The sequence below is a fragment of the Bacteroides ihuae genome (genome assembly GCF_900104585.1).
GTDB classification, from domain to species: Bacteria; Bacteroidota; Bacteroidia; order Bacteroidales; family Bacteroidaceae; genus Bacteroides; species Bacteroides ihuae.
Genome location: NZ_FNVX01000004.1, coordinates 628,087 through 651,371, shown reverse-complemented (window position 1 = coordinate 651,371; position 23,285 = coordinate 628,087). Strand labels below are relative to the sequence as shown.

21 protein-coding genes are annotated in these 23,285 nt (G+C 41.5%); 3 read left to right on the top strand and 18 right to left on the bottom strand.

Features of this window, described 5'->3' with window-relative positions; translation table 11 throughout:
• Nucleotides 1-16 precede the first annotated feature (16 nt).
• A complete protein-coding gene (locus tag BQ5338_RS03470) occupies nt 17-1,414 on the top strand; it encodes a glycoside hydrolase family 57 protein (protein WP_071145409.1) in 1,398 nt (465 codons plus the stop codon).
• A gap of 80 nt (nt 1,415-1,494) precedes the next feature.
• Here the strand turns inward: BQ5338_RS03470 and BQ5338_RS03465 are convergent, their stop codons facing one another.
• Nucleotides 1,495-2,316, bottom strand: coding sequence for a glycogen/starch synthase (locus BQ5338_RS03465; RefSeq protein ID WP_071145408.1), 822 nt, complete (start codon nt 2,314-2,316; stop codon nt 1,495-1,497).
• Between the two features lie 249 nt (nt 2,317-2,565).
• On the opposite strand from BQ5338_RS03465, the gene panC reads away from it, so the two are divergent.
• Entirely contained in the window at nt 2,566-3,414 is an 849-nt protein-coding gene (panC, locus tag BQ5338_RS03460; protein ID WP_071145407.1) for a pantoate--beta-alanine ligase, read from the top strand.
• A gap of 21 nt (nt 3,415-3,435) precedes the next feature.
• Nucleotides 3,436-3,789 carry an aspartate 1-decarboxylase gene (gene panD / locus BQ5338_RS03455; protein ID WP_071145406.1) on the top strand — a complete coding sequence of 118 codons (354 nt, stop codon included), beginning with the start codon at nt 3,436-3,438 and terminating at the stop codon, nt 3,787-3,789.
• Nucleotides 3,790-4,032: 243 nt separating this feature from the next.
• On the opposite strand, the gene BQ5338_RS03450 is transcribed toward panD, so the two are convergent.
• The 17 genes from BQ5338_RS03450 to BQ5338_RS03370 all read right to left on the bottom strand — a co-directional run bounded on the left by BQ5338_RS03450 (nt 4,033) and on the right by BQ5338_RS03370 (nt 23,279).
• Nucleotides 4,033-6,321, bottom strand: a complete 2,289-nt coding sequence (locus BQ5338_RS03450; RefSeq protein ID WP_071145405.1) for a bifunctional dihydroorotate dehydrogenase B NAD binding subunit/NADPH-dependent glutamate synthase — start codon at nt 6,319-6,321, stop codon at nt 4,033-4,035.
• 141 nt (nt 6,322-6,462) lie between these two features.
• Nucleotides 6,463-7,737, bottom strand: coding sequence for a serine--tRNA ligase (gene serS, locus BQ5338_RS03445; RefSeq protein ID WP_071145404.1), 1,275 nt, complete (start codon nt 7,735-7,737; stop codon nt 6,463-6,465).
• A 142-nt stretch (nt 7,738-7,879) separates the two neighbouring features.
• A complete protein-coding gene (rpmA, locus tag BQ5338_RS03440; RefSeq protein ID WP_071145403.1) occupies nt 7,880-8,161 on the bottom strand; it encodes a 50S ribosomal protein L27 in 282 nt (93 codons plus the stop codon).
• 21 nt (nt 8,162-8,182) lie between these two features.
• Nucleotides 8,183-8,500, bottom strand: coding sequence for a 50S ribosomal protein L21 (gene rplU / locus BQ5338_RS03435; RefSeq protein ID WP_071145402.1), 318 nt, complete (start codon nt 8,498-8,500; stop codon nt 8,183-8,185).
• A 139-nt stretch (nt 8,501-8,639) separates the two neighbouring features.
• Nucleotides 8,640-9,536 (bottom strand): DUF3667 domain-containing protein, encoded by an 897-nt coding sequence (locus BQ5338_RS03430; protein WP_071145401.1) that lies wholly within the window; start codon nt 9,534-9,536, stop codon nt 8,640-8,642.
• Between the two features lie 61 nt (nt 9,537-9,597).
• A complete protein-coding gene (locus BQ5338_RS03425) occupies nt 9,598-10,482 on the bottom strand; it encodes a TraB/GumN family protein (RefSeq protein WP_071145400.1) in 885 nt (294 codons plus the stop codon).
• A 176-nt stretch (nt 10,483-10,658) separates the two neighbouring features.
• Nucleotides 10,659-11,360 (bottom strand): ABC transporter ATP-binding protein, encoded by a 702-nt coding sequence (locus BQ5338_RS03420; RefSeq protein WP_071145399.1) that lies wholly within the window; start codon nt 11,358-11,360, stop codon nt 10,659-10,661.
• Between the two features lie 30 nt (nt 11,361-11,390).
• The gene (locus BQ5338_RS03415; protein ID WP_139265165.1) at nt 11,391-12,878 is read right to left on the bottom strand and encodes a DUF5687 family protein; all 1,488 of its coding nucleotides are present in this window, start codon (nt 12,876-12,878) and stop codon (nt 11,391-11,393) included.
• A 19-nt stretch (nt 12,879-12,897) separates the two neighbouring features.
• Entirely contained in the window at nt 12,898-15,720 is a 2,823-nt protein-coding gene (locus tag BQ5338_RS03410; RefSeq protein ID WP_071145397.1) for a M16 family metallopeptidase, read from the bottom strand.
• A gap of 143 nt (nt 15,721-15,863) precedes the next feature.
• A complete protein-coding gene (kdsA, locus tag BQ5338_RS03405; RefSeq protein WP_071145396.1) occupies nt 15,864-16,673 on the bottom strand; it encodes a 3-deoxy-8-phosphooctulonate synthase in 810 nt (269 codons plus the stop codon).
• Between the two features lie 19 nt (nt 16,674-16,692).
• Nucleotides 16,693-17,619 carry a diacylglycerol/lipid kinase family protein gene (locus BQ5338_RS03400; protein ID WP_071145395.1) on the bottom strand — a complete coding sequence of 309 codons (927 nt, stop codon included), beginning with the start codon at nt 17,617-17,619 and terminating at the stop codon, nt 16,693-16,695.
• Nucleotides 17,616-18,533, bottom strand: coding sequence for a tRNA (adenosine(37)-N6)-dimethylallyltransferase MiaA (gene miaA, locus BQ5338_RS03395; RefSeq protein ID WP_071145394.1), 918 nt, complete (start codon nt 18,531-18,533; stop codon nt 17,616-17,618). The genes BQ5338_RS03400 and miaA overlap by 4 nt, the downstream gene beginning before the upstream one ends.
• 76 nt (nt 18,534-18,609) lie before the next feature.
• Nucleotides 18,610-19,815, bottom strand: coding sequence for a hypothetical protein (locus tag BQ5338_RS03390; RefSeq protein ID WP_071145393.1), 1,206 nt, complete (start codon nt 19,813-19,815; stop codon nt 18,610-18,612).
• A 52-nt stretch (nt 19,816-19,867) separates the two neighbouring features.
• Nucleotides 19,868-20,512 carry an ATP-binding cassette domain-containing protein gene (locus BQ5338_RS03385; protein WP_071145392.1) on the bottom strand — a complete coding sequence of 215 codons (645 nt, stop codon included), beginning with the start codon at nt 20,510-20,512 and terminating at the stop codon, nt 19,868-19,870.
• A 10-nt stretch (nt 20,513-20,522) separates the two neighbouring features.
• The gene (locus BQ5338_RS03380; protein WP_071145391.1) at nt 20,523-22,010 is read right to left on the bottom strand and encodes a DUF4836 family protein; all 1,488 of its coding nucleotides are present in this window, start codon (nt 22,008-22,010) and stop codon (nt 20,523-20,525) included.
• 16 nt (nt 22,011-22,026) lie between these two features.
• The gene (locus BQ5338_RS03375) at nt 22,027-22,722 is read right to left on the bottom strand and encodes a 16S rRNA (uracil(1498)-N(3))-methyltransferase (RefSeq protein WP_071145390.1); all 696 of its coding nucleotides are present in this window, start codon (nt 22,720-22,722) and stop codon (nt 22,027-22,029) included.
• 2 nt (nt 22,723-22,724) lie between these two features.
• A complete protein-coding gene (locus tag BQ5338_RS03370; protein ID WP_071145389.1) occupies nt 22,725-23,279 on the bottom strand; it encodes a bifunctional nuclease family protein in 555 nt (184 codons plus the stop codon).
• Nucleotides 23,280-23,285 lie beyond the last annotated feature (6 nt).

Sequence of the window (23,285 nt, the reverse complement as noted above, 5' to 3'; positions counted from 1 at the left end):
AAGAAACAGTATAGATATGAGAACAATCTGTCTTTATTTTGAGATACATCAGATTATCCATCTGAAACGCTATCGTTTTTTCGATATAGGTAAGGATCATTATTATTATGATGATTACACCAATGAAGTAAGTATTAATGAGGTAGCCGAACGTTCTTACATTCCCGCGTTGAGTGCGTTGAATGAGATGGTGAAGAGCTCAGATGGTGCATTCAAGGTCGCTCTTTCCATTTCGGGAGTCGCTTTGGAACAACTTGAAATACATGCGCCCGGAGTGATTGATCTACTTCATCAGTTGAATGATACGGGCTGCTGTGAATTTTTAGCGGAACCTTACTCTCATGGTTTATCGTCTTTGGTCAATGAAGAATGCTTTAAAGAGGAAGTGATGCGCCAAAGCAAGAAAATAAAGCAAGTATTTGGCAAGGCTCCTAAGGTCTTCCGTAATTCAAGTCTTATTTATTCCGATGAGATAGGAGCGTCTGTAGCTGGTATGGGATTTAAAGGAATGCTAACGGAAGGAGCAAAATATATACTAGGCTGGAAGAGTCCTCATTATATGTATCATTGTAGCAAAGCACCCAACCTTAAACTGTTGTTGCGCGATATTAAACTATCGGATGATATTGGTTTGCGTTTCTCTAACTCTGAGTGGAGCGAATATCCTTTGTTTGCCGATACTTATATCAATTGGATAGACGCTTTGCCACAAGATGAGCAGGTGATCAACATCTTTATGGAGCTATGCTCCTTGGGAATGTCTCAGCCATTGTCTTCCAATGTCTTAGAGTTTTTGAAGGCACTTCCTGCTTGCGCAAAGGCGAAAGGGATTACTTTCTCTACTCCAACCGAAATCGTAACGAAGTCGAAGTCTGTATCTCAAATAGATGTTCCGGATCCAATATCTTGGGTCAATGAGGAAAGAGATGTCACTCCGTGGTTGGGCAATGTGCTCCAACGTGAAGCGTTCAATAAACTGTATAGTGTAGCCGAACGTGTCTATCTTTGTGATGATCGTCGTATTAAGCAAGATTGGGATTATTTGCAGGCTAGCAATAACTTCCGTTTTATGACTACAAAGAATACGGATATTGCTCTCTATCGGGGAATCTATGATTCTGCTTATGATGCATTCACTAATTACATGAATATTCTTGGCGACTTTATCAACCGCGTGAATTCTCTCTATCCTGAGGATATAGATAATGAAGAGTTGAATTCATTGCTTACTACTATTAGGAATCAAGGAGATGAGCTTGCCGATTTGCATAAAGAGTTGGAACGTTTACGGGTTAAGGCACTTGAACCTAAAGAGGTTGTTCCTGTTGCTCCTAAAGCTGTTGCTTCTGGAAAATCCGCTTCTACAAAGAAAGCTTCTACGAAAAAAGCTCCTGCTAAGAAGGTTGAGAAATAGTTTTCCACTTATAGGATAAAAAGAAGGCTCTCAAATGATACAAACCATTTGAGAGCCTTCTTTTTATATAATTTTTTTATCTATTTAGGCATTTCCCATATCTTATCGTAGAAATCATTGCAAGCTTCAGGATAAGCTTCTGTAGCTTGATAATCCAACACAGGTTTGCCTGTTTGTCGTGCGTAGTCTATAGCGTCTTGATTCACGTTTTCGCTATTTTGAATAACGCCATCGGAGTAATCAATAGCCAATTTCATTAGCATGGTATAGTCTACCTGTCCATCTAATGTTTTAATATCTTCTTGATTAATGTCTTTCAGGAGTAGTTGTGTGGCAAAGTCGTTTTTGAATTTATTTTTGAAGTCATCCTCATAAATAGAAAATACTACTTTGGCATCTCTAAAAGAAGGCTCATCTTTATAAGCTTTCTTAATATATAGTGGAGCCAGTGCAGACATCCATCCGTGACAATGAATTACATCCGGAGTCCATCGTAATTTTTTCACTGTTTCCAATACACCGCGGGCATAGAATATTGCCCGGCTGTCATTGTCTTCATACTCTTGTCCGTTTTCGTCAGCTGTTTGTAGTTTATTTTGAAAATAGTCATCGTTGTCGATGAAATAGACTTGCATACGCGCTGATTGTATCGAGGCTACTTTAATGATAAGCGGGTGGTCAGTATCGTCTATGATTAAGTTCATACCTGAGAGCCGAATCACTTCGTGTAGTTGATTTCTGCGTTCGTTGATGTTCCCCCATTTCGGCATGAAAGTTCTGATTTCTCGGCCTTTCTCTTGAATCGCTTGTGGTAGATGTCTTCCTACATTGGCCATTTCTGATTCCGCAACGTAAGGAGTAATTTCTTGTGTAATAAATAAAACTTTATTAGCCTTTGCCATAATAACAATCGTTCTCGTAAATATTCTGCAAAGATATAAAAAAAAAAGCGCATTAATGCAAGTAATTACATTCTATAATTCTCTATAATATGTTAAGCTGTTGATAATCAGGTTTTAAATGTTTGAGCATGCGCTTCGCTAATGTTATAGCCATTGCATTAATTTGTGATATTCCTTCGTTATGTGGTAAATAATGGTTTATTTTGCACAGTTTTTTTTAAATAACAAAAGTGTTATAAACTAATTCAAATGAAAGTAATACATACTATCAAGGGTTTGCAAGCTGAGCTATCAGTTTTAAAGGCCCAAGGTAAAAAGGTGGGACTGGTGCCCACTATGGGAGCTTTGCATGCGGGACATGCATCTCTGGTGAAGCGCAGTGTAGCCCAAAATGATGTGACTGTGATTAGTGTTTTTGTAAATCCTACCCAGTTTAACGATAAGAATGATCTGATAAAATATCCTCGTACATTGGATGCCGACTGCGAATTGCTTGAGGCTAACGGAGCTTCTTTTGCTTTTGCCCCCTCGGTAGAGGAGATGTATCCGGAACAGGATGATCGAAAATTTAGCTTTGCTCCGTTAGACACAGTAATGGAGGGGGCTTTTCGTCCCGGACATTTTAATGGTGTGTGCCAAATTGTGAGTAAGCTGTTCGACGCTGTGCAGCCTGACAGGGCTTACTTTGGTGAGAAGGATTTTCAGCAGTTGGCTATTATTCGTGAGATGGTGAAACAATTGCATTATCCACTCCAAATCGTGGGATGTCCTATTATTCGTGAAGAAGATGGATTGGCTTTGAGTAGTCGTAATGCACGTCTTTCGGTTTTGGAACGCGAAAAGGCTTTAAAAATATCCCAGACATTATTTAAAAGTCGTACCTTTGCAGCCACTCACAGTGTGAGCGAAACGCAACAGTTTGTGGAAGATGCTATTTCAGCAGAACCGGGCCTACGCTTGGAATACTTTGAAATAGTAGATGGAAACACGCTACAGCGGGTTAATAGCTGGGAAGAAACGTCCTATGTGGTAGGATGCATTACGGTTTTCAGCGGTGAAATACGCCTGATTGATAATGTAAAGTACAAAGAAGTTTAATTTAAAAATGGACCAGACCTTATGATGATTGAAGTGTTGAAATCGAAAATTCATTGCGCTCGTGTTACAGAAGCCAATCTGAACTATATGGGTAGCATAACGATTGACGAGAATCTGATGGATGCTGCCAATATGATTGCAGGTGAGAAGGTGCATATCGTAGATAATAATAACGGTGAACGCTTTGAAACGTATGTGATTAAAGGTGAGCGAGGCTCGGGCATGATTTGCCTGAATGGTGCTGCCGCACGCAAGGTACAACCTGATGATATTGTGATTATCATGTCGTATGCCTTGATGGACTTTGATGAGGCTAAGTCGTTTAAACCTATTGTGATCTTTCCGGATCCACAAACGAATAGTGTCGTAAAGTGATTTGACCCGATTGATATAAACAAAAAGCTCTGCCATTATTGGCAGAGCTTTTTGTTTGACGGTTAGCTATCTTTACAAATAGACCTAGTTTTGTTGATCATATAACTTCAGCGTGGTGAACTAGTTAGTTAACCACGCTGAACTAGTTAGTTCACCGCAGTGAAGTAACTAGTTCACCAAACCCCTCTCAGAAGGCCTGTAGGGCTAGGTGCTATATATTTACATGTTTGGATTAAGAAACTGCTATTTCTTCAATTGCATGTTCATGGCAGCGGCAGCTTTGCGCCCGTCGCCCATAGCAAGAATAACCGTTGCTCCACCTCTTACAATGTCGCCTCCGGCATAAATCATCGGAATGGACGATTGCATATCATCGTTCACTGTGATGGTTCCTCGGCGGCCCACTTCGAGTCCCTTGATGGAACTAGGCACAATAGGGTTGGGCGATACGCCTACACTGACAATGGCCAAGTCGATGTCGATTGTTTCAGTTGCTCCCGGAATAGCGATGGGGCTACGTCTGCCCGAAGCATCCGGTTCGCCAAGTTCCATTTTTTGCAAAACCACTTGCTTTACCCGCCCCAGTTCATCGGCCAGATATTCGATAGGGTTGTGCAACGTGAGGAATTCTATTCCTTCTTCTTTGGCATGTTTCACCTCTTCCAAGCGTGCCGGCATTTCTTCTTCCGAACGGCGATAAATGATGATCGCTCTTTCTGCACCCAGGCGTTTAGCTGTACGAACAGAGTCCATTGCTGTATTTCCTCCGCCAATTACGGCAACGTTTGTGCCCAAAGAAACCGGAGTATCAGAGTCTGGACTGGCGGCATCCATTAAATTTACGCGCGTCAGGTATTCGTTAGACGACATCACGTTGATGGAGTTCTCGCCCGGAATATCCATAAAGTTAGGTAAGCCTGCACCCGAAGCCACGAAGAAAGCCTTGAAACCCTCTTCTTGCAAATCTTCCACACTGATTGTTTTACCCACAATACAGTCCTTTACGAAGTTTACTCCCATCTTTGAGAGGTTGTCTATCTCCACATCAACAATCTTGTTTGGCAGGCGGAATTCAGGGATACCATACTTCAACACACCACCTATCTCATGGAGTGCCTCAAATACAGTTACGTCATAGCCATATTTTGCCATATCTCCGGCAAAGGCCAAACCCGCAGGTCCGGAACCTACAACCGCTATCTTTATACCGTTCTTCTTTCCAATGGCAGGTACGGATATCTGTCCGCTTTCACGTTCATAATCGGCTGCGAAACGTTCCAGATGGCCAATGGCAACAGCTTCTTTCCCCATCTTTAGGTGGATACATTTAGATTCGCACTGTTTCTCTTGTGGACATACACGGCCGCATACTGCAGGCAGCGCACTGGTTTCTTTTAGCGTCTTGGCAGCTTCAAGGAATTCTCCGCGTTCGATATTTTTAATGAATTGAGGAATGTCAATTCCTACCGGACAACCCGCCATACATCCCGGGTTGGCACAGTCTAAGCAACGCTTGGCTTCAATAACCGCCTGCTCCGCAGTAAGTCCCTGGTTCACCTCTTCTTTGCGGCTATGAGAGCGATACTCTGCATCGAGTTCATTCATCTTAACACGTGGAATATCGGCACGTTCTTTAGCCTTAACAGCTTTACGCAATTCCTCGCGCCATGGAGCTGTTCGTCCGTTTTCATCTATAACCTTAACTGCTTCACATGTTGTTGCCAGCTTATTCATCTCTTCGCGTTCGATGCTTTTGAAAGCGCTCATGCGTTTCAGCATCTCATCAAAGTCTACCTGATGTCCATCAAATTCCGGTCCGTCCACGCATACAAACCGGGTTTTTCCTCCCACAGTGATGCGGCAGGCGCCACACATACCGGTACCGTCTACCATGATGGTGTTGAGTGATACATCCGTTGGTATTTCATATTTCTTCGTAAGTAAGCATACAAACTTCATCATGATGGCAGGGCCAATGGCAAAACATTTGTTTACTTTCTCACGTTTAATCACCTCTTCTACTCCTTCAGTTACTAAGCCTTTGCGGCCGTAAGAACCATCATCGGTCATTATAATAACTTCGTCCGAGCTTTCACGTATTTCATTTTCCAGAATAATCAGTTCTTTGGAACGTCCTGCGAGTACCGTTATCACACGGTTGCCTGCAGCTTTAAGTGCCTGTACGATGGGTAACATAGGAGCGATGCCCACACCTCCGCCGGCACAGACTACTGTTCCGAAGTTTTCAATGTGTGTGGCTTGTCCCAATGGTCCAACTACATCTGTGATGTAGTCTCCTTCATTCAATTCGCATAAGCGGATGGACGAAAGGCCAACTTCCTGAACTACTAAGGTAATGGTGCCTTTAGCAATATTTGCTCCGGCGATGGTCAAAGGCATACGTTCGCCCTTTTCTCCAACGCGAACAATAACGAAATGACCTGCTTTGCGTGCTTTTGCGATAAGTGGAGCTTCAATCTCTAGTTTAAAAACCTTTTCCGAGAAATGCTCTTTGTTGACGATTTTGTTCATTATCTAATAATTTTGTTCTAATTCTTACGTAGCCGATATCAGAGTGATGCTTCGCAAAGATACGGCTAATCTGGGAATTGCAAAAAAAAGAGCCACCCTTTTGAGGCGGCTGCTTTTATTTATTTTGATGAATGAACTTTCTTAATCAATTAGATCAAATCCACAATAAGGAACCAAGGCTTTTGGTATTCTGATTCCTTCCGGAGTTTGGTTATTTTCCAGCAGAGCAGCAACGATACGGGGTAAAGCTAGTGCAGAGCCATTCAGCGTATGACAAAGTTCGGTTTTCTTCTCTCCGGTGCGGTAACGACATTTCAATCGGTTGGCTTGGTAAGACTCGAAGTTTGACACCGAGCTAACTTCTAACCATCGTTTTTGTGCAGCAGAGAAGACTTCAAAGTCGAACGTGATGGAAGAAGTAAAGCCCATATCGCCGCCACAAAGACGAAGAATACGGTATGGCAATTCCAACTTCGTAACTAAGTTTTCAACATGGGCGATCATCTCATGGAGCGATTCGTAAGAATGTTCCGGCTTGTCGATGCGTACAATCTCTACCTTGTTAAATTGATGCAAACGATTTAGACCACGTACATCTTTGCCGTATGAACCTGCTTCGCGACGGAAACAAGCAGAATAAGCACAATTCTTTATCGGAAGTTCTTTCTCTTCCAAAATAACATCACGATAGATATTTGTAACCGGTACCTCTGCTGTTGGTATCAGGTATAAGTCGTCCGTATTGTCGTGGTACATTTGTCCCTCTTTGTCAGGAAGTTGTCCCGTGCCATAGCCCGAAGCAGCATTCACTAAGTATGGTGGTTCAATTTCCAGATAACCAGCGTCACGCGCTTCATCGAGGAAGAAGTTAATAAGCGCTCTTTGTAGGCGGGCGCCTTTACCTTTATATACAGGGAATCCGGCTCCGGCTATTTTCACGCCAAGCTCGAAGTCAATAAGATCATATTTTTTAGCTAATTCCCAATGGGGTAGGGCGTCGGTAGGAAGTTCGGCATCGTGTCCACCCATACGTTCCACCACGTTATCGTCTGCGCCAAATCCTTCGGGTACTCCTTCATTCGGTACATTTGGAATCGTATAAAGCAGGGTTTGTAGTTCAGTAGAGGCTTCGTTCATCGCTGTCTCCAACTCTTTGATGCCTTCTTTCATTTCGCTTACCTGCGTACGTGCAGTTTCGGCTTCTTCTTTCTTTCCCTCCTTCATCAGTTGACCGATGCCTTTCGAGAGAGAATTAACTTCAGCCAAAGTTTTATCTAATTGATTTTGTGCGTTACGTCTCTTGTCGTTCACTTCAATAACCTGAGCAATCACCTCTTGGGCATTTTTGAAGTGTTTCTTTTCCAGCCCACGGATTACCGTGTCTGTATTTTCTGTAATCTGTTTAATGGTAAGCATATCTATCTTGTTTTATGATACTTCAATTAGCGAGCACAAAGATAAATAAAATAAATATAAGATGTTATCTATCTATAAAAAAGAAGGAGATACAATCGTATAGATCGTATCTCCTTCTTTTAATTCAGTTTATAAGAGAAACTTATGCTTCTGCTTCTTTTTGCTCTACTTCAGCAGGGATGATAGATACAGATCTTCTATCTTCTTTGCCTTTCTTGAAGCAAACTACTCCATCTACCAAAGCGAAAAGAGTGTGGTCCTTGCCCATACCCATGTTGTTTCCCGGGTGGAAAGCAGTACCTCTTTGACGAATGATGATGTTACCTGCTTTGCAAGTTTCGCCACCAAATATCTTCACGCCTAATCTTTTACTTGCTGATTCGCGGCCGTTCTTAGAACTACCGACACCTTTTTTATGTGCCATTTCTTCTTAAATTTAATTGGATTAAGCTACTACTTGTGTGATTGTTAACTCAGTGAACTGTTGACGGTGACCGTTGCGTTTTCTGTAACCTTTTCTTCTTTTCTTATGGAAAACGATTACTTTGTCGCCTTTTACAAGGTTTGTCACAACTTGACAAACAACTTTTGCGCCTTCAACTGTAGGAATACCTACTGTTACAACTCCGTCTTTGTCTACCAAAAGAACTTTGTCAAATTCTACAGTCGAACCGTTCTCAGCATCTTGCATGTGGTGAACGAACAACCTTCTTCCGGCTTCAGCTTTAAACTGCTGACCGTTAATCTCTACAATTGCGTACATCTGTTATAATATTGTTAAACAGGTTTTCTCCGGCGGGTGGCCTTTAATCACTTAAAGAACACTTGGTTTACCCGATGCGGAATAATCAGGCACAAAATTAGTGCTTTTATTTTAGTCAGACAAACTTTTATTTCCTTTTTTATGCGAATAAACGGACTATATATGCCAATAAAGCCAGTATAGCCACAATTATGATTGCTAGCAGAACAAAGATTAACCCAAAATAGACGTACATTAATATTGTTTTTTTTATTGTATACCCCATTTTACCTCTGAAGAGTTGCGCATAAATCCATACCGAAAACAAAACTTCTAACCACCAAGGTATGCCTTCATCACTGCTGCCCATGAAAGGAAGTAAGATGATGGATGCGATCAATATTTGGCATGCAGCATAGGCGCGCACAAAAATGAATTCTACTAGATTATAGTGTTGATTGTGGAAGCGCCCATGGAAAGCCCAACGAGTAGCAAGTGCATAGATGGGGAGAGTACATAGAATTTCTAATGCTTTGTTGCCGCTAAACCACTGTTGCAGCATTCTAATAACAGATTGAATGAATGGTGACTTGAGCCAATGGACCAGATTATAGTCATTGAGATTCAGGTTAACGTTGTCGACTTCAACGATTTTGTTACTTACATCGGCAGCAACAGGATGTAGGCTATGCATAAGTAGCATATACAATGCTCCAAGGATGAAGAGCATTTGAATCGGACGAAAATAAATAACTCGCCTTCCGGCTATATAGTCATTTATCATATAGCCGGGGCGAGTGAATAGTTCCTTGACAGTAAAGAAGAAAGAGCCATCAACGTTAACCAAGCCGTGAAGAATATTCTGTAGAACAGACTTATAAGTAAAGCGTGTTGAATATCTGCTCTGTCCGCAATTGCTGCAATAATTGCCTTCAAATTCTGCGTAGCAATTATTGCAGTAATGCTTCTCTATGTCGGTGTATGTCGATATGATTTTACCATGACGCTGTTTGTTGTTGGCTAGGCGTATGTATGCTTGCACACGGTTCTTATTCATTGCTTTACGTTTTAATTCTAATTAGTCGCAAAAATAATGAATATTATTTAATTCTGAATGTTTATCTTACCGCTTGTAGGGTGTATCCCTGTTTTTTTAAGAGATTTAATAGTCCCTCTTCACCTGGTAAATGTAGTGCGCCTACTACTACAAATGTGGGCTCTACGGTCATCAATGCAGGTAATTTCGTACTCCACGCTTTATTTCGGTTGCTAATTATTGCATCCATTTCTCTTGGTAGGGGATCACAAGGCGCACCATTTTTCTCTAGTGAAATTTCATACATCGTATCCAATTCCTGATTCATATAAGCAGAAGTCAGTTCTTTTGCGTTATTGATAAGTTTATCTACATCGCTAAGTTCGCACAAGAGTAATTCTGCTTGTCGGCGGAGAGACATGCTATTATAGAGAAGATTGAGCTGAAAGTCAAGGGTTTCTAACGCACCAACTTTTTTCCCTTTTTCAAGAGCTTTTGTTTGGAAGTAAGTATCTAGTTGTTCTTGTGGCTTAAAGTTTCCAACATGTTTCATATATAGAATGACCACTGCATTGTTGTCTATGAATGCAGGCTTTACTTTTGGCATCTGCGATAGGTCAAAGCCCAGATTCTCTTTTGTGAAGTTGTTTATTTTAGCGTATTGTTCCGGAGTGAAAAGTACTTGGAGTGTCGTATCGTTTTCAATCATCATTTTTTGTTGCATAAGTTGCATTGCGGCCGGAGTTTGTACTTCGGACATATTCAATTCTCCGATGATTTGTGTGGTAGCATCGAATGCTGTTTGCAATCCTTTGATGCTGTCGATAATACTAAGAGGAGCCAGATGATGGGTGCCTAAAATATACGAAGGTTTACTCAAGCCTTTGCCGGATACTTTCCATAACAACTGTGCGTTTACATTGAGTGCTAAACTCGCAACGAATAAAATAAGAAGATTCCTTTTCATATAATTGATTCTAATGGTTATCTGATTCTACCGCCGCCTATCCAGTGCTTTTTGTAATATGCTTCATTCAGGCCAATGCTCGGTAATCAAGCTTGGGCGCAGACGTGCGGCAAGAGCTCATGCTCATTGCCGCAGCGACCAGTGCCAACAAGTAAATAGAGCACTTCTTCATCAATTTACTCTACGTTGAAGTACTCTTCTAGTTCTTTTTCAGCAGAACTATTCTCATTAATAATATCACGAATAATGATGCCATGCTCTAGCAGCGCAATGCGCGGGCATACATCTACCGTGTGATTTAAGTTATGGCTTGAAATCAATATAGTGGCATTTGTTTCTTCATTATACTTCTTCAACATATGCTTAATGATTGATTGCGAACTTGGATCCAAAAAGTTGAACGGTTCATCAAGAATCAATAATTGCGGTTTGTGTAGCATAGCAGAGAGGATGCCGATTTTTTGCTTATTACCAGCCGAGAAGTTACGGATAAATTTCTTCTGTCCGATCACCTCTTCGTTCATAAAGCGTTCAAAAGGAACCAGTCGTTCGTCCACCTCTTCTTTCTTGAGTCCATACATCTTGCCTATAAAGTAGAAATATTCTTCAGGAGTGAGGTAATCAATGAGGAAACCATCGTCAATGAAAGCGCCGGTGAAAATTTTCCATTCTTCACTTTTGCTTACTTCAATGTTGTTGATGGTTACGCTACCATTGTCCGCTTTGAGTAGATCGAGTATTAGTCGGAAAAGAGTCGTTTTGCCGGCTCCATTGTTTCCCACTAGTCCGATCATATCTCCTTGGTTGATGGTATAATTTTCAATATCGACGGCTTTCTTTTCACCGAAGTTCTTTTGCAGATTATTGATGGTTATCATAATTCTATTCTTTGTTTTATTGCTTAATACTTATTTTGTATCCCGGAATCCTTCCATGTTTTTGTATCGTCTTGCCATAAAACGCTTGTACACATTTTGAATCCAGAGATGTGAAGTCAACATGAATGCCAGTCCAATGCCTAGCAGAATCCATTGTCCAATGACCTCTCCGAACAGGGCATTTAATGCAGAATAGAGTATCATAGGAATACCGAAAGCAGCGAAACTTACCATCATTTGAAAGGCACTTCCCGACCCTTGTCTACCGGAAACTCCATCGTTTAAAGGAACCGTTTTATTGTTATATACCGCTAATTGGAATAACATGAAATAAACAGGTCCGATAGCGAAGAAAGCGAATGAGAAAGCACCTAGTAGTGTTAATTTCCCCATCACCATAGCTGGAATCATGAAGATAAACGGAATGATTACTCCCATGCTATAGAGGTAGTACTTCGCTTTTAGCAGACTGAATATAGACTCTTTACGAGTCATCAATCCATCCAGGTAATTTCCTTCAAAGCTCATGATCTGTGTTAAGATTACCATACCAAAAGCTACAAAAGCATAAATGGAAGTAAAACTTTTCATGACAGCTCCATCATACACGTCAGAAAAGCCTAGCAGACCGGAAAAGAGCAACACAATAAGTGCAATGCTTCGCAACGAAGTTTTGCATCGTTTATTACGGAAAAGCATCTTCAGTTCCAAGCGAAAGTATTCGCCAATCTCTCCGTAGCGTTCCAGAAATTTATATTCCGACACATGTTTAACTTTCGTGTCCTCTACTTTATTTAGTTCAGCATATACGAGCCCAATCATGATCTTCCGGTTGGCCATCCATAAAAGTGCGATGGCCGCCAGAGTACCCAAATAAGCCAGAATATTCCCTTCAATAAAAGCTCCTCCCAAATTCATGGTGAAAATGCTAATGAAATTCTTCTCAGGAATAAACATGATTGCCCCCAATGCGGCGTAAACCGCAATGGGTAAGGCAATCCAGTATATTCGTTCATTTATTAGCGTGCGGCAGAGCAGATACCAGTAGTTGTTTAGAACCGCAAGTAGGTAAATACCTAAAGAATAGGTGATAATCCCTGTTACTCCAAAGAACTTGGTCACAGTGATAATCGCAAAAGGCACAAACATGAATAACCAGACGATGTTAAATATATCCAGGCCCGATCGAAGCAACAGGAAATCAAGAATCTTATTTCGTTTTATCGGTATCAATAGATAAGGTTTCACTTCTTGTGTTGGCGTTTTCTGAAAAGGAAAACGCATCAGGAAGTCGAGAGCAAACACAAAGATCAACCCTTTATTCATCACATTGTACGGCTCCATATTAGGTACTTCTTCAGCAAAGCTGAGTGCAAATGTGGTTCCGAAGAAGATGAGATATCCTGCCCAAAACACTGCCGTGAAGTACATAAAGAACTTTCCAAATTTGTTCTTCTCGTACATTGGATGGCGTTTAGCGGCCAGCCTGTGGTGTTTATATAGTTCCTTAAAAAGCATAATAAGTGTTTGTTTCTGGTTACTTCTTCTCAGGACTAATCATGGTCACCTCTACTTCATTTTTCTGACTGAATATAGAAGTGGCGAAGTTCTGAATGTCTTTAGCTGTTATACTGTTTAGTATTGCTTCATAATCTTTTGTCATATCCACATTCGTGAATAGGTAATCATCAATCGTGCCGAGCCAGAAACTGTTTTCCTTTGAGTCTTCTTTATACTTTTTGAGCATAAACTCTTTTACTTTGTTCAGGTTAGCTTCGGAAGGACCATTTTTACCTAAGTTATCTAATTCACTGAAGATAATGCTAGTCAATTTATCTTTCTTAGCAGGTGCGGTATCGAACATGATTTGGAGTACAAACTGCTCTTTAGGATATTTTTGGAGATCTCCTCCTACGTTTACGCCGTAAGTTCCACCTTCTTCTTCTCTTACCTTTTCAGTATAGACAAGGTTAAGGATTTGATCGGTCATACTTATTAGTAAGCTATTTTTCAAATCATATTTGCAGGTACCGTTATAGAATGCAAATACAGACGCTTTGGCTGTTTCTTGTTGCTTGATGAATTCATTCTTATAGGTTCCTTTACGCATGTCTACTTTGTTGTCCTTGAATGTTTCTTTTCGCTTGATGGATGGCAAAGAAGCAATGTATTCAGCAATCAGCGGTTTAGCGGCTTCAATGTCTACGTTACCCACCAGAATAAAGGTGAAGTCGCTGGCATCTTTAAAGCGGTCGTTATACATTGATAGAATTTTATCATAATCGATCTTATCTATCATATTCGCTTTTAGTCTCTGCATTCTCGGATGATTCATATAGATGCCTCCTTGAATGGAATCTACAAATGTAATCATCGGATTCATCTCTTGATTCAACAACGAAGCTTTTGTGCGGTTCTTGTAAGACTCAAATGCTTCAACATCTTTGCGTGGTGCTGTAAAGGATAGGTAAGTGAGTTGCAGCATTGTTTCAAGATCTTTTGGAGAACAGTCACCTTTAATGGTTTCTGTCTTATCACCCACTTGGGCAGAAACAGATGCTTTCTTTCCGGCAAGTACTTTTTGAAGTTCTACTGTGCTGAACTCTCCTAAACCACCTGCTGCGATTACGTCATTTAGCGATTTGATGTTGATGATTTCTGAAGTAGGAAACAAAGAGCTTCCTCCTAGACTGACAGCTTTCATCTGTATCTCGTCAGCTTTAAAATCTGTTTTTTTGATGATGACTTTAGCACCGTTAGACAGAGTCAGTGTTGTTGTTCCGAATGCCGGGTCGTTTTTCTCTGATAGAATCTTGCCGGCTTTTGGCTTTTCTGACATTAATGGTTTGTCGGATACTTTATCTACATAAGCAGTGAGTTCTTCCGTTTTCGCTTTTTTGAGAACTTCGAGGATAGCGTCTTTTGTAGGATATTTGAGTCCTTCTTTTTCAGGACCGAAGAGGGCAACAACCTGATTACTGTCTGTTACCAATGTTTGCATCATTTGGTTTAACGCAGCTACAGGTATGGCAGGTGCTATTTGATTGATAATAGCATATTCATTCTCAATGCCCGGTATGGGTTCTTTGTCCAAGAAGTTGCGTACATACTCATTTACGTAACTTTCATTTTTATTCTTATCGCGTTCGTTGAATGCTGATTCCAATTGGCGAAGATATTCAGCACGTGCACGCACATATTCTGATTCGGTAAAGCCAAATCTTCTGGCACGTTCTATTTCTCGCAACAATGTAGACAATCCACTTTCTATTTCTCCCTCTTTGCAAACAACGACTCCTGTAAAGGCATCTTTTGTTTTAGAAGCAAAGAACATTCCATCATCTGCTCCGGCATAAATATAAGGAGGATTGGCTGTTTGAGTTAGCTCGTTCAGGCGTGCATTCAGCATGCTAGCGATAAGTTTCTTTGCGTAGTCACCTACGAGGTAGCCCATGTTTCCCTTTTGATCGTCGGTAGTCGTTTCATGCTTGTTGAATACCAATATCTGTATGTTTGGTTGTTCTTTATCTTGCTCGATAACAACAATCGGTTCTTTGTTATCGTTCACCGGATAATAAACACGTTTAGCGCCATTAGGCTGTGCGGGGATATCCGAAAAGACTTTCTTTATCTTGGCTTCCATGGCATCCACATCAATATCACCTACAACGATTATTCCTTGCAGATCAGGACGGTACCATTTTTCATAATAATCTCTGAGTGTCTGATATTTAAAGTTGTCTACAATGTCCATACTACCAATCGGCATACAGTCAGCATATTTGGTTCCGGCATACATTTGTGGTAGAGACTTCTCTTGAAGACGTTGCATAGCACTCATGCGGGTACGCCATTCTTCATGAATCACTCCTCGCTCTTTGTCTATCTCTTTGCCTTCCAACAATAGGTCGTTTGACCAGTCGTGCAGAATGAGCAAGCATGAATCGATAGGTCCTTCACGCATTACAGGTACATTAGAAATGTTGTAAACAGTTTCATCTATGGAGGTATAGGCATTTAGGTTTTCACCAAACTTCACACCGATTGTTTCCAAATATTCTTTTAATGCATTTCCGGGGAAGTGTTTGGTACCGTTGAAGCACATGTGCTCCAAGAAGTGTGCTAAGCCACGTTGTGCAGGTTCTTCCAGAATAGCACCTACTTTTTGTGCAATATAAAAATCTGCTCTTTTTTCGGGCAGATTATTCTTTCTGATGTAATACGTAAGACCATTTTCAAGTTTCCCGATTCGAACATTTGGATCAACGGGGATAGGAGGCATTTGCTGTGCAAAGCCAAAGCCTGTGTTACAGCATACGGCTATAACAGCAACAGATAAACCGCGAAATAGATGTTTCATTATGTTCTAAAATTAAATTTGTTTTTACGCTCAATATGTCGTGTGCCCTTCTTTATAAATCACAAACATATTCTTCTTTTTATATAAAAAACTTTTTATTTATTTCCCGGAATGCAATCGTGTATTTGCGCGGTCTCTTTTATTTATTGGTTAATAGCTGCCCGTATACGTATCAGTTTAGTTAGCAATCCTTCGAGCAAGTCGAGCTGTAACATATTGGCTCCATCGCTTTTGGCTACTGCAGGGTTTTCGTGTGTTTCAATAAACAGGCCGTCTGCTCCAACAGCTATGGCTGCTTTGGCTACTGTTTCTATCAACTGAGGCATGCCACCGGTAACCCCACTCGTTTGGTTGGGCTGTTGCAAGGAGTGGGTAACATCCATAATTACCGGGAAGCCAAATGTTTTCATTTGAGGTATTCCACGAAAGTCGACCACCAAGTCCTGATAACCAAAGGTCGTTCCTCTTTCTGTGATCATCACATTCTTATTTCCTGCTTCCACTACCTTGTCGGCTGCAAATTGCATGGACATTGGAGATAAGAATTGTCCTTTTTTGATGTTAATTATCTTGCCGGTTTTGGCAGCAGCAACAAGCAAATCTGTTTGCCGGCACAAGAAAGCGGGTATTTGGAGCACATCAACATATTCAGCAGCCATAGCAGCTTCTTCGGCAGTATGAATGTCCGTAACTGTAGGCACGTTGAATGTCCGACTTACTTTCTGCAAAATCTTTAAAGCCTTTTCATCACCTATCCCCATGAATGAGTCAAGTCTTGAACGGTTTGCTTTTCGATATGAACCTTTAAATACATAGGGAATCTTCAATCGATCAGTCATTTCCACTATTCGTTCGGCTATGCGCATAGCCATCTCTTCACCTTCAATAACACAAGGGCCGGCAAGAAGAAAGAAATTACCGGAATCGCTGTGCTTCAAATCTGTTATATTCATCTTATTTTTATATGTAGAGTTAATTAGGAATAATCAGTGTGATGGATTCGGGTAGAATTCCTATCTCAATTGGAAAATGTTTGGGCAATATGCGACCGTCAAGGTCTACCGAAGCATTGCGCGCACGGAGCACACGCACTTTTTTAGTACGATATGATTTTACCATCTTATGATTTAGTATCCTGCCTTGAATAAGCATCCATAAACCGGCAACTACTTGCAACAACTCTGGGCGATAGATCACGGAAACGTCCAGCCATCCATTGTAAGGCACAGCACTAGGCGTTTGCCCATATCCTGTTGCATTGCCTACACAAACAGTCATGATGCGCCCACGTATATGTTCATCGTTTATTTTTAGATGAGTTCGATACATTTTTCTCTCAAAGAACAATAAGAATAAGGCTGCCAGATAAGATAGAAACTTCACACCCCAGAAGCGTTTTGTCTGATCGGTTATTCTCACAATACGTGCTCCGAGTCCGATGTTTACTGCATTCAAAAAGTAACGTCGTACATGGTTCTCTCCATTATAGAAGTAGCAATAGCCCACATCAATCTTTTTTTTGCGGTTATTGATCACCCAATTCACAGCTTCTTTGTATTCTAGGTTCAGATTCCAATACCGGGCAAAGTCATTACCTATTCCATTGGGAATGATCCCGATAGCAATCTCACTTTTATCCGGTGCATTGGAATTCATGATACCATTGATGGCATCGTTGAGTGCACCATCTCCTCCCACTACCACAATTGTTCGATAGCCATTATTGGCCAAAATGCCGGCTAGTCGTTCCACGGATCCGAAACCTTCAGATTGCACATAGTCGTAAGACACCTTCTTACTATCCATATATTCCTTAATCTCTTTCCACCGCTTTTGAACTTTGCGTGTTCCGGCTTTGGGATTATATATAATTCCCCATTTTCCTGGTTCTACACTCATATCATTCTTAATCTTTTTACTTCTTCTATTTTTTCTTCTATCGGCAGCGAAGCATTTATCCAATGAATATTGAAACCTCTTCGTTGCATGCCTCTGAACCAAGTCATTTGTCGCTTGGCAAACTGATGGATCGCTATTTCCAATTGCGCAAACATCTCCTCGAAGCTAAGCTTTCCTGTTACATAAAGCGTTAGATATTTATATTCAAGGCCGTAGTAAATCAAATCGTCGGCACTGATGCCTTTGGCTAATAGCCTCTTTATTTCGTCAATCATACCCTCGTCGAGTCGTTGGTGCAAGCGTCGTGTTATCTTTTCACGGCGTAACTCTCTGTCTATGTCAATACCGATGATGAGGCTGTTGAGTGAAGGGAATTCCCTTTTTGACAAGTCATTCGACGCATAATACTCTTCAATCTCTATGGCACGTATGGCACGCTTGGCTGTATCTACATCTGTAGAGTTGTGCAACGTTTTGTACTCTTTGAGAATGGCCGTTAATTCTTCCAAACTCTTATCAGCCAATCGATTCCGAAGTTCAGGGTTTTCGGGTACAGGTATTAGTTGATAACCCTTCAGCACCGACTCCAGATATAAGCCTGTTCCTCCACACAAAACAGGCAATTTACCTTTTTGTTTAATGGTCTCATAAGCATTTAAGAAATCATGTTGAAATTCAAATACATTGTATTTATATCCGGGCTCTGCGATGTCGATGAGGTGATAAGGTATTTGCTTGTCTTTTACCGTGTAGTCGATGATGTCCTTGCCGGTACCGAGATCCATACCTCTATATATCTGGCGTGAGTCGGCACTTATGATTTCCGTATCCAGTTCGTAAGCGAGCGCAGCTGCAAAAGGTGTTTTTCCCGAAGCTGTGGGACCTAAGATTGCGATTAAATCATAGTTAGGCATATTCGTCTAAATTTATCATTTGTACAAAGATATAAAAAAGAAAATGAAATATGCCTTCTCTTTCTTAGAGAAGCAATCAGGATTTGTGCATCCAGATAGAGGCTACTTTCTTTTTTATGGCAATAACGTTTATCAATGACACGGCTGCAAATAGAATGATACCCATAATAATAGCCGGCCAGAAGAATTTCACCTCCATTTGAGGGAAAAGTTGTGTCAACACTTCTGTGTAATAAGTACGCATCCACGCTACAGATCCCAAACTCATGAACAGTACAATTAAATTTAGTCCCAAAGTGAGTATTTGATAGGGAATGGCCACTTTGAGCGGGCTGTAGCCGATGAGTAAAAGGCTTTCCAACTTGGTGGTATTCTTTTGTAGCAACAAGAAGATGCTTAGCATCAGGATATAGAACGATAGGGCACTGATAAATAATCCTACCCCTAGTACGATGCCGGTGATTAAGCGCAGGAAGTAGGTTGTTTTGCCCGCATCCAGTTTGTCGTTCTCTGTGTCGTATCCTTTTTGCTGAAAGTACTTTGCAATGGAGGCATCCGCAGGATTGCTCACTTCAATAATGAGACGAACAGGTTGTGCCTCCGCGTTGGGGGCAAACTCATTATTAGCCCATGACATGAATGTTTGGGGTACCAATATCGTGTTCAAACGATTGGAGAAACCAACGATGTTTCCTTTGAATTGTTCTTTCTCTCCGTTTTCACCGCGCAACACGATGTCCATCTGTATCAATCCCATTACGCCTTCTGATAGTTTGGGTAGGCTACGCGATTGTGCAAAACCGAAATTGTATAAGTTCAGGTAATTGCGGGGGAGAATGATGGGGATGTTGCGACTCTCTTTGTCGAAATGCCATTTGTCGAGACTTACATCGACAAACTGATCAGGTACAGATTCGAAGAACATCTCTGTTGATAAATGAATGCCGGCCTCTTGCATACCAAATCCTGCCGATACTTTAAATTGTGAAGGAGTGAAAGCACCCACATTCTTGGTAAACGACTGTTCTTTCAACGATTTGAGGTCCTCGTCAGAGAACGTGTTGCTTTTTCCTGCAAACGAACCAATGGCACTAATTTTCTTTGTGGCAATGATGTAGTCTTTCTTCATGAAAGTGTCACCTTCGGTGAATACCGGAATGATATCAGTGTAGAACTGTATGCTGAGCAATACGATGATCATGCCGAAGAGGTTTGCCAGGAAGAAACCTGCTAGTTGGCCGATGCTTATGTGTTGACGGAGAAGTTTCCAGAGAAGTTTCATTTTGATTTGCGATTATGCGAATTACAATTTAGTCGTTGTCTGCGGAGATTCATCAAAGTTGCAACACCTTGTTATACTCCAGCTCTATATGTTTTCCGATGGATGTTACGATGATGCCGGCACCCTGTTGACGAGCTTCGGCGGTGAGTAGCTCACCCATAATCTGTCCGTTCACATCGTCAAGGTGACTGATTGGTTCATCCAGAAAGATGAAGTCGAACGGCTGAGAAAGTGCACGGATGAAAGCCACCCGTTGTTGTTGTCCGAAAGAGAGCTTACCTACTTTTTTGTCCAGTTTATCAGCGATGCCCAAAGCCTCGAAGTAGGCCACGATCTCTTTCTTACTCTTATATCCGCTCAGGTTGTTCTTTAGTTGAATGTTTTCGATTGCAGTCAACTCAGGGAACAAACGCAGATCTTGAAAAAGCATGCTGATAGAATGCTTCCTTAATTCCACCCATTGTTTTATCTTCATCGCTTTGATGTTTTGTGCATCGAAACTAATGATTCCCTGATAATCCTTTCTATATCCATAGATAAAGCTACAAAGAGACGATTTGCCGGTTCCCGAAGCTGCCTCTATCAGGTAAATCTCGTTTTTGTTGAATGTAAGATCCTTGTGCCATACTTCCGATTCAATCTTGTCGCGTTCGGCAAAAACCTCAGGCAGTGTTTGTTGCAAATGAATGCTATTCATAATTCGTGTTTTATAGTCCGACAAACTGTTTTGCGAAATCAACAATTTGCTTGAGAGCGTTCTTCTCTTTGTTCTTTAACGTCATGTTCAATTCACCTTTTCCATCCTTTTGTCCGCGCATCTCTATGTATGAAATCTGAGATCCTAAGTTTTGGTACATGGCAAATTCTTCTCCAAATCCGGCCATATTGGCTACCAAAGGTAACTTCAACAAACTTTCCGTATTGATTGCCATGTAGTAAGAGTTTCCTTTGATGTTTTCGGCGAAAGAAGTATTGCTGAGTGGGTCAGTCTGCACCTTTCCGGCAACTGCCATCAGCGCTTTATCATTAGTAATGAATGCCAGTTTGCCGCTTTGCCCCACATACATCGGTATCATGGAAATAGCGGCATATTTACGTAGAGATTTCACTGCCACTTCATCATTGATCTCCGCATAAGCGATGAACGAAGGCATCCCCATCAGCGATGCGTTTGTAATGGCAACGGCCACTTCACCGTCGATGTGTGTAATCAAACTCTTTACCTCGCTTCGCTCGGCACCGATAAACGAATTCTGAAATTCGCTATTTTCTGACAACAGCTTGTAGAATTCATCTCCTTTGGCATTCACTGCGATATAAGCGACAGTAGAAGCAGGGAAGTAAGAGGTGAGAGACGCCTTTAGCGTGCCAAAAGCTTTCTGCTGCTTTTTCAGTTGTGCTTGCAATTCTTTGTTCTCCGTATAAGTCTCGTACTTCATGCTAATTTTTCCGTTCTCAAAGCTAAAGCTACCCAGCACGAACAATTGGCTCATATCCATCTCCTCGGAAAGACCGAATCCTATTTGTTGGGTGTAAGTAGTAGGCAGATCCTGCATAGAAGCAAAGAAAATCAGGTCTCCTTTTTGCTCTTTCATCTTGATGAAACCTTTGTTTTTGCTCACACTCTTGTCCGCCTCTTGTTTCATCAACCGGGTTACTGTCTTTTTGGTCGTTTCCAATTGAGTACTTTCAACCGAAAGCACCACTACCAACGCACCTTCTGTGTAAGCACACAATGAACCGTCGGTGAAAGTAGTAAAGTCATATCCATCGCCTTTAGCTACAGGTTTGCATACCTGTTCCGAAGCCATAGCATCCAGAGTAGTCCGTACTTTATCTACATCAGTAACCTTTATGGTGAGAGTAGGGTAGGGCAGTGCGCGTGATGAGAAGCAATAGATCGGTTCATTCAGTGCAAGTCCGCTCTCGGCAGGGTCATTCACTATCTTCTCCACCTGCTTAAATGCCGTAGCATTCAATCCACTCTTGATGGCATCCATCAATTTCTGCTTCACATCTTTGTTCTCCTGATCATTCAGTCCCGATTTCTCGGCCAAAGATTTCAGGTTGATACTGGCTACCGCCGAAGCATCGGCCGGGATAATATTGGTGTATTCAGTTTTACTTGAACAGGCAGCTAAAAATACAATCAGCACTGTGAGTGCCAGAAAGTGATAAATCTTTTTTCTTTCCATACTATATATGAATAAATCAGTTAGCTATAATCATTGTGTGGCAGGCCACTAAAGCAGCCGTTTCGGTACGTAAGCGCGACTTGCCCAAACTGATGGGGATGAATCCCTTTTCGATAGCCTTCTCCACCTCCTTTTCACTAAAGTCGCCTTCCGGACCAATTAGGACCAAAGCATCTTCACCCTTTCGAAGCACATCCTTCAAGAAAGGCTTCTCTCCTTCGTAACAGTGGGCAATGAACTTCTGCCCCTTAAAATCCTGAGCGATGAACTTATCAAAGTCCATCATTTCATTCAACTTCGGTAAGCGGGCTTTCAGCGACTGCTTGATGGCCGAAACCAATATCTTTTCAATCCGTTCGGTTTTTATAATTTTGCGTTCCGAGAAGCGGCAGTTCAGGAAAGTTAGTTCATCAAAACCAATCTCCGTTGCTTTCTCGGCAAACCATTCGTTGCGATCCATGTTTTTTGTGGGTGCCATGGCAATGTGCAGATGGCAAGGCCATAGAGCCTCTTGCGGTTTCGTTTCCTTAACCATTACAGTGCAACGTTTATTAGTTGTCGCTGTTATTTCTGCGAGATAAAAGTTACCCTTCCCATCCGTCAGTGTTATTTCGTCTCCTGCTGAGAGGCGTAGCACACGGCTGCAATGAGCGGCTTCTTCTTCAGGAAGCTCTGCTTTGGTCAATATATCGGGTGTATAAAATACATGCATAATTATTTTCGGCGTAAAATTTCGTCACGTAACACAGACGCTAATTCATAATTCTCATTCTCTATGGCTTTAGCCAATGCTTTTTTCAATGATTGCACGGTTTCTTCCTCTAGATTCTTTTTCTCCTCCGTCTCAATATTTAATTCCGTTGGTGCCAAACATTCTTTTCCGAGAATGGATTCGTAAATATAGATGGGACATTGTATCCGAATAGCCAAAGCTATCGCATCCGATGTGCGTGAGTCAGCCTCAATAATTTCTTCACCTTTCTTTAAATAGATGCGAGAATAGAAAACCCCCTCTTCGGCCCGGTAGATCAGAATCTCAGTTAGTGTAATTGAGAAAGAAGTTAAGCAAGATACGAATAAATCATGGGTCAGAGGGCGAGGATATTGTACTCCTTTTAAATGGAGTGCAATAGATTGCGCTTCGCCTGCTCCAATGATGATGGGAAGTTGACGCTCGCCATTAACCTCACCGAGCACCATTGCAAAAGCATTTGCCTCTGCCTGACTCCTCGTTAAGTTCAGTACCTGTAATTCAACTTTCTTCTCCATACTTCT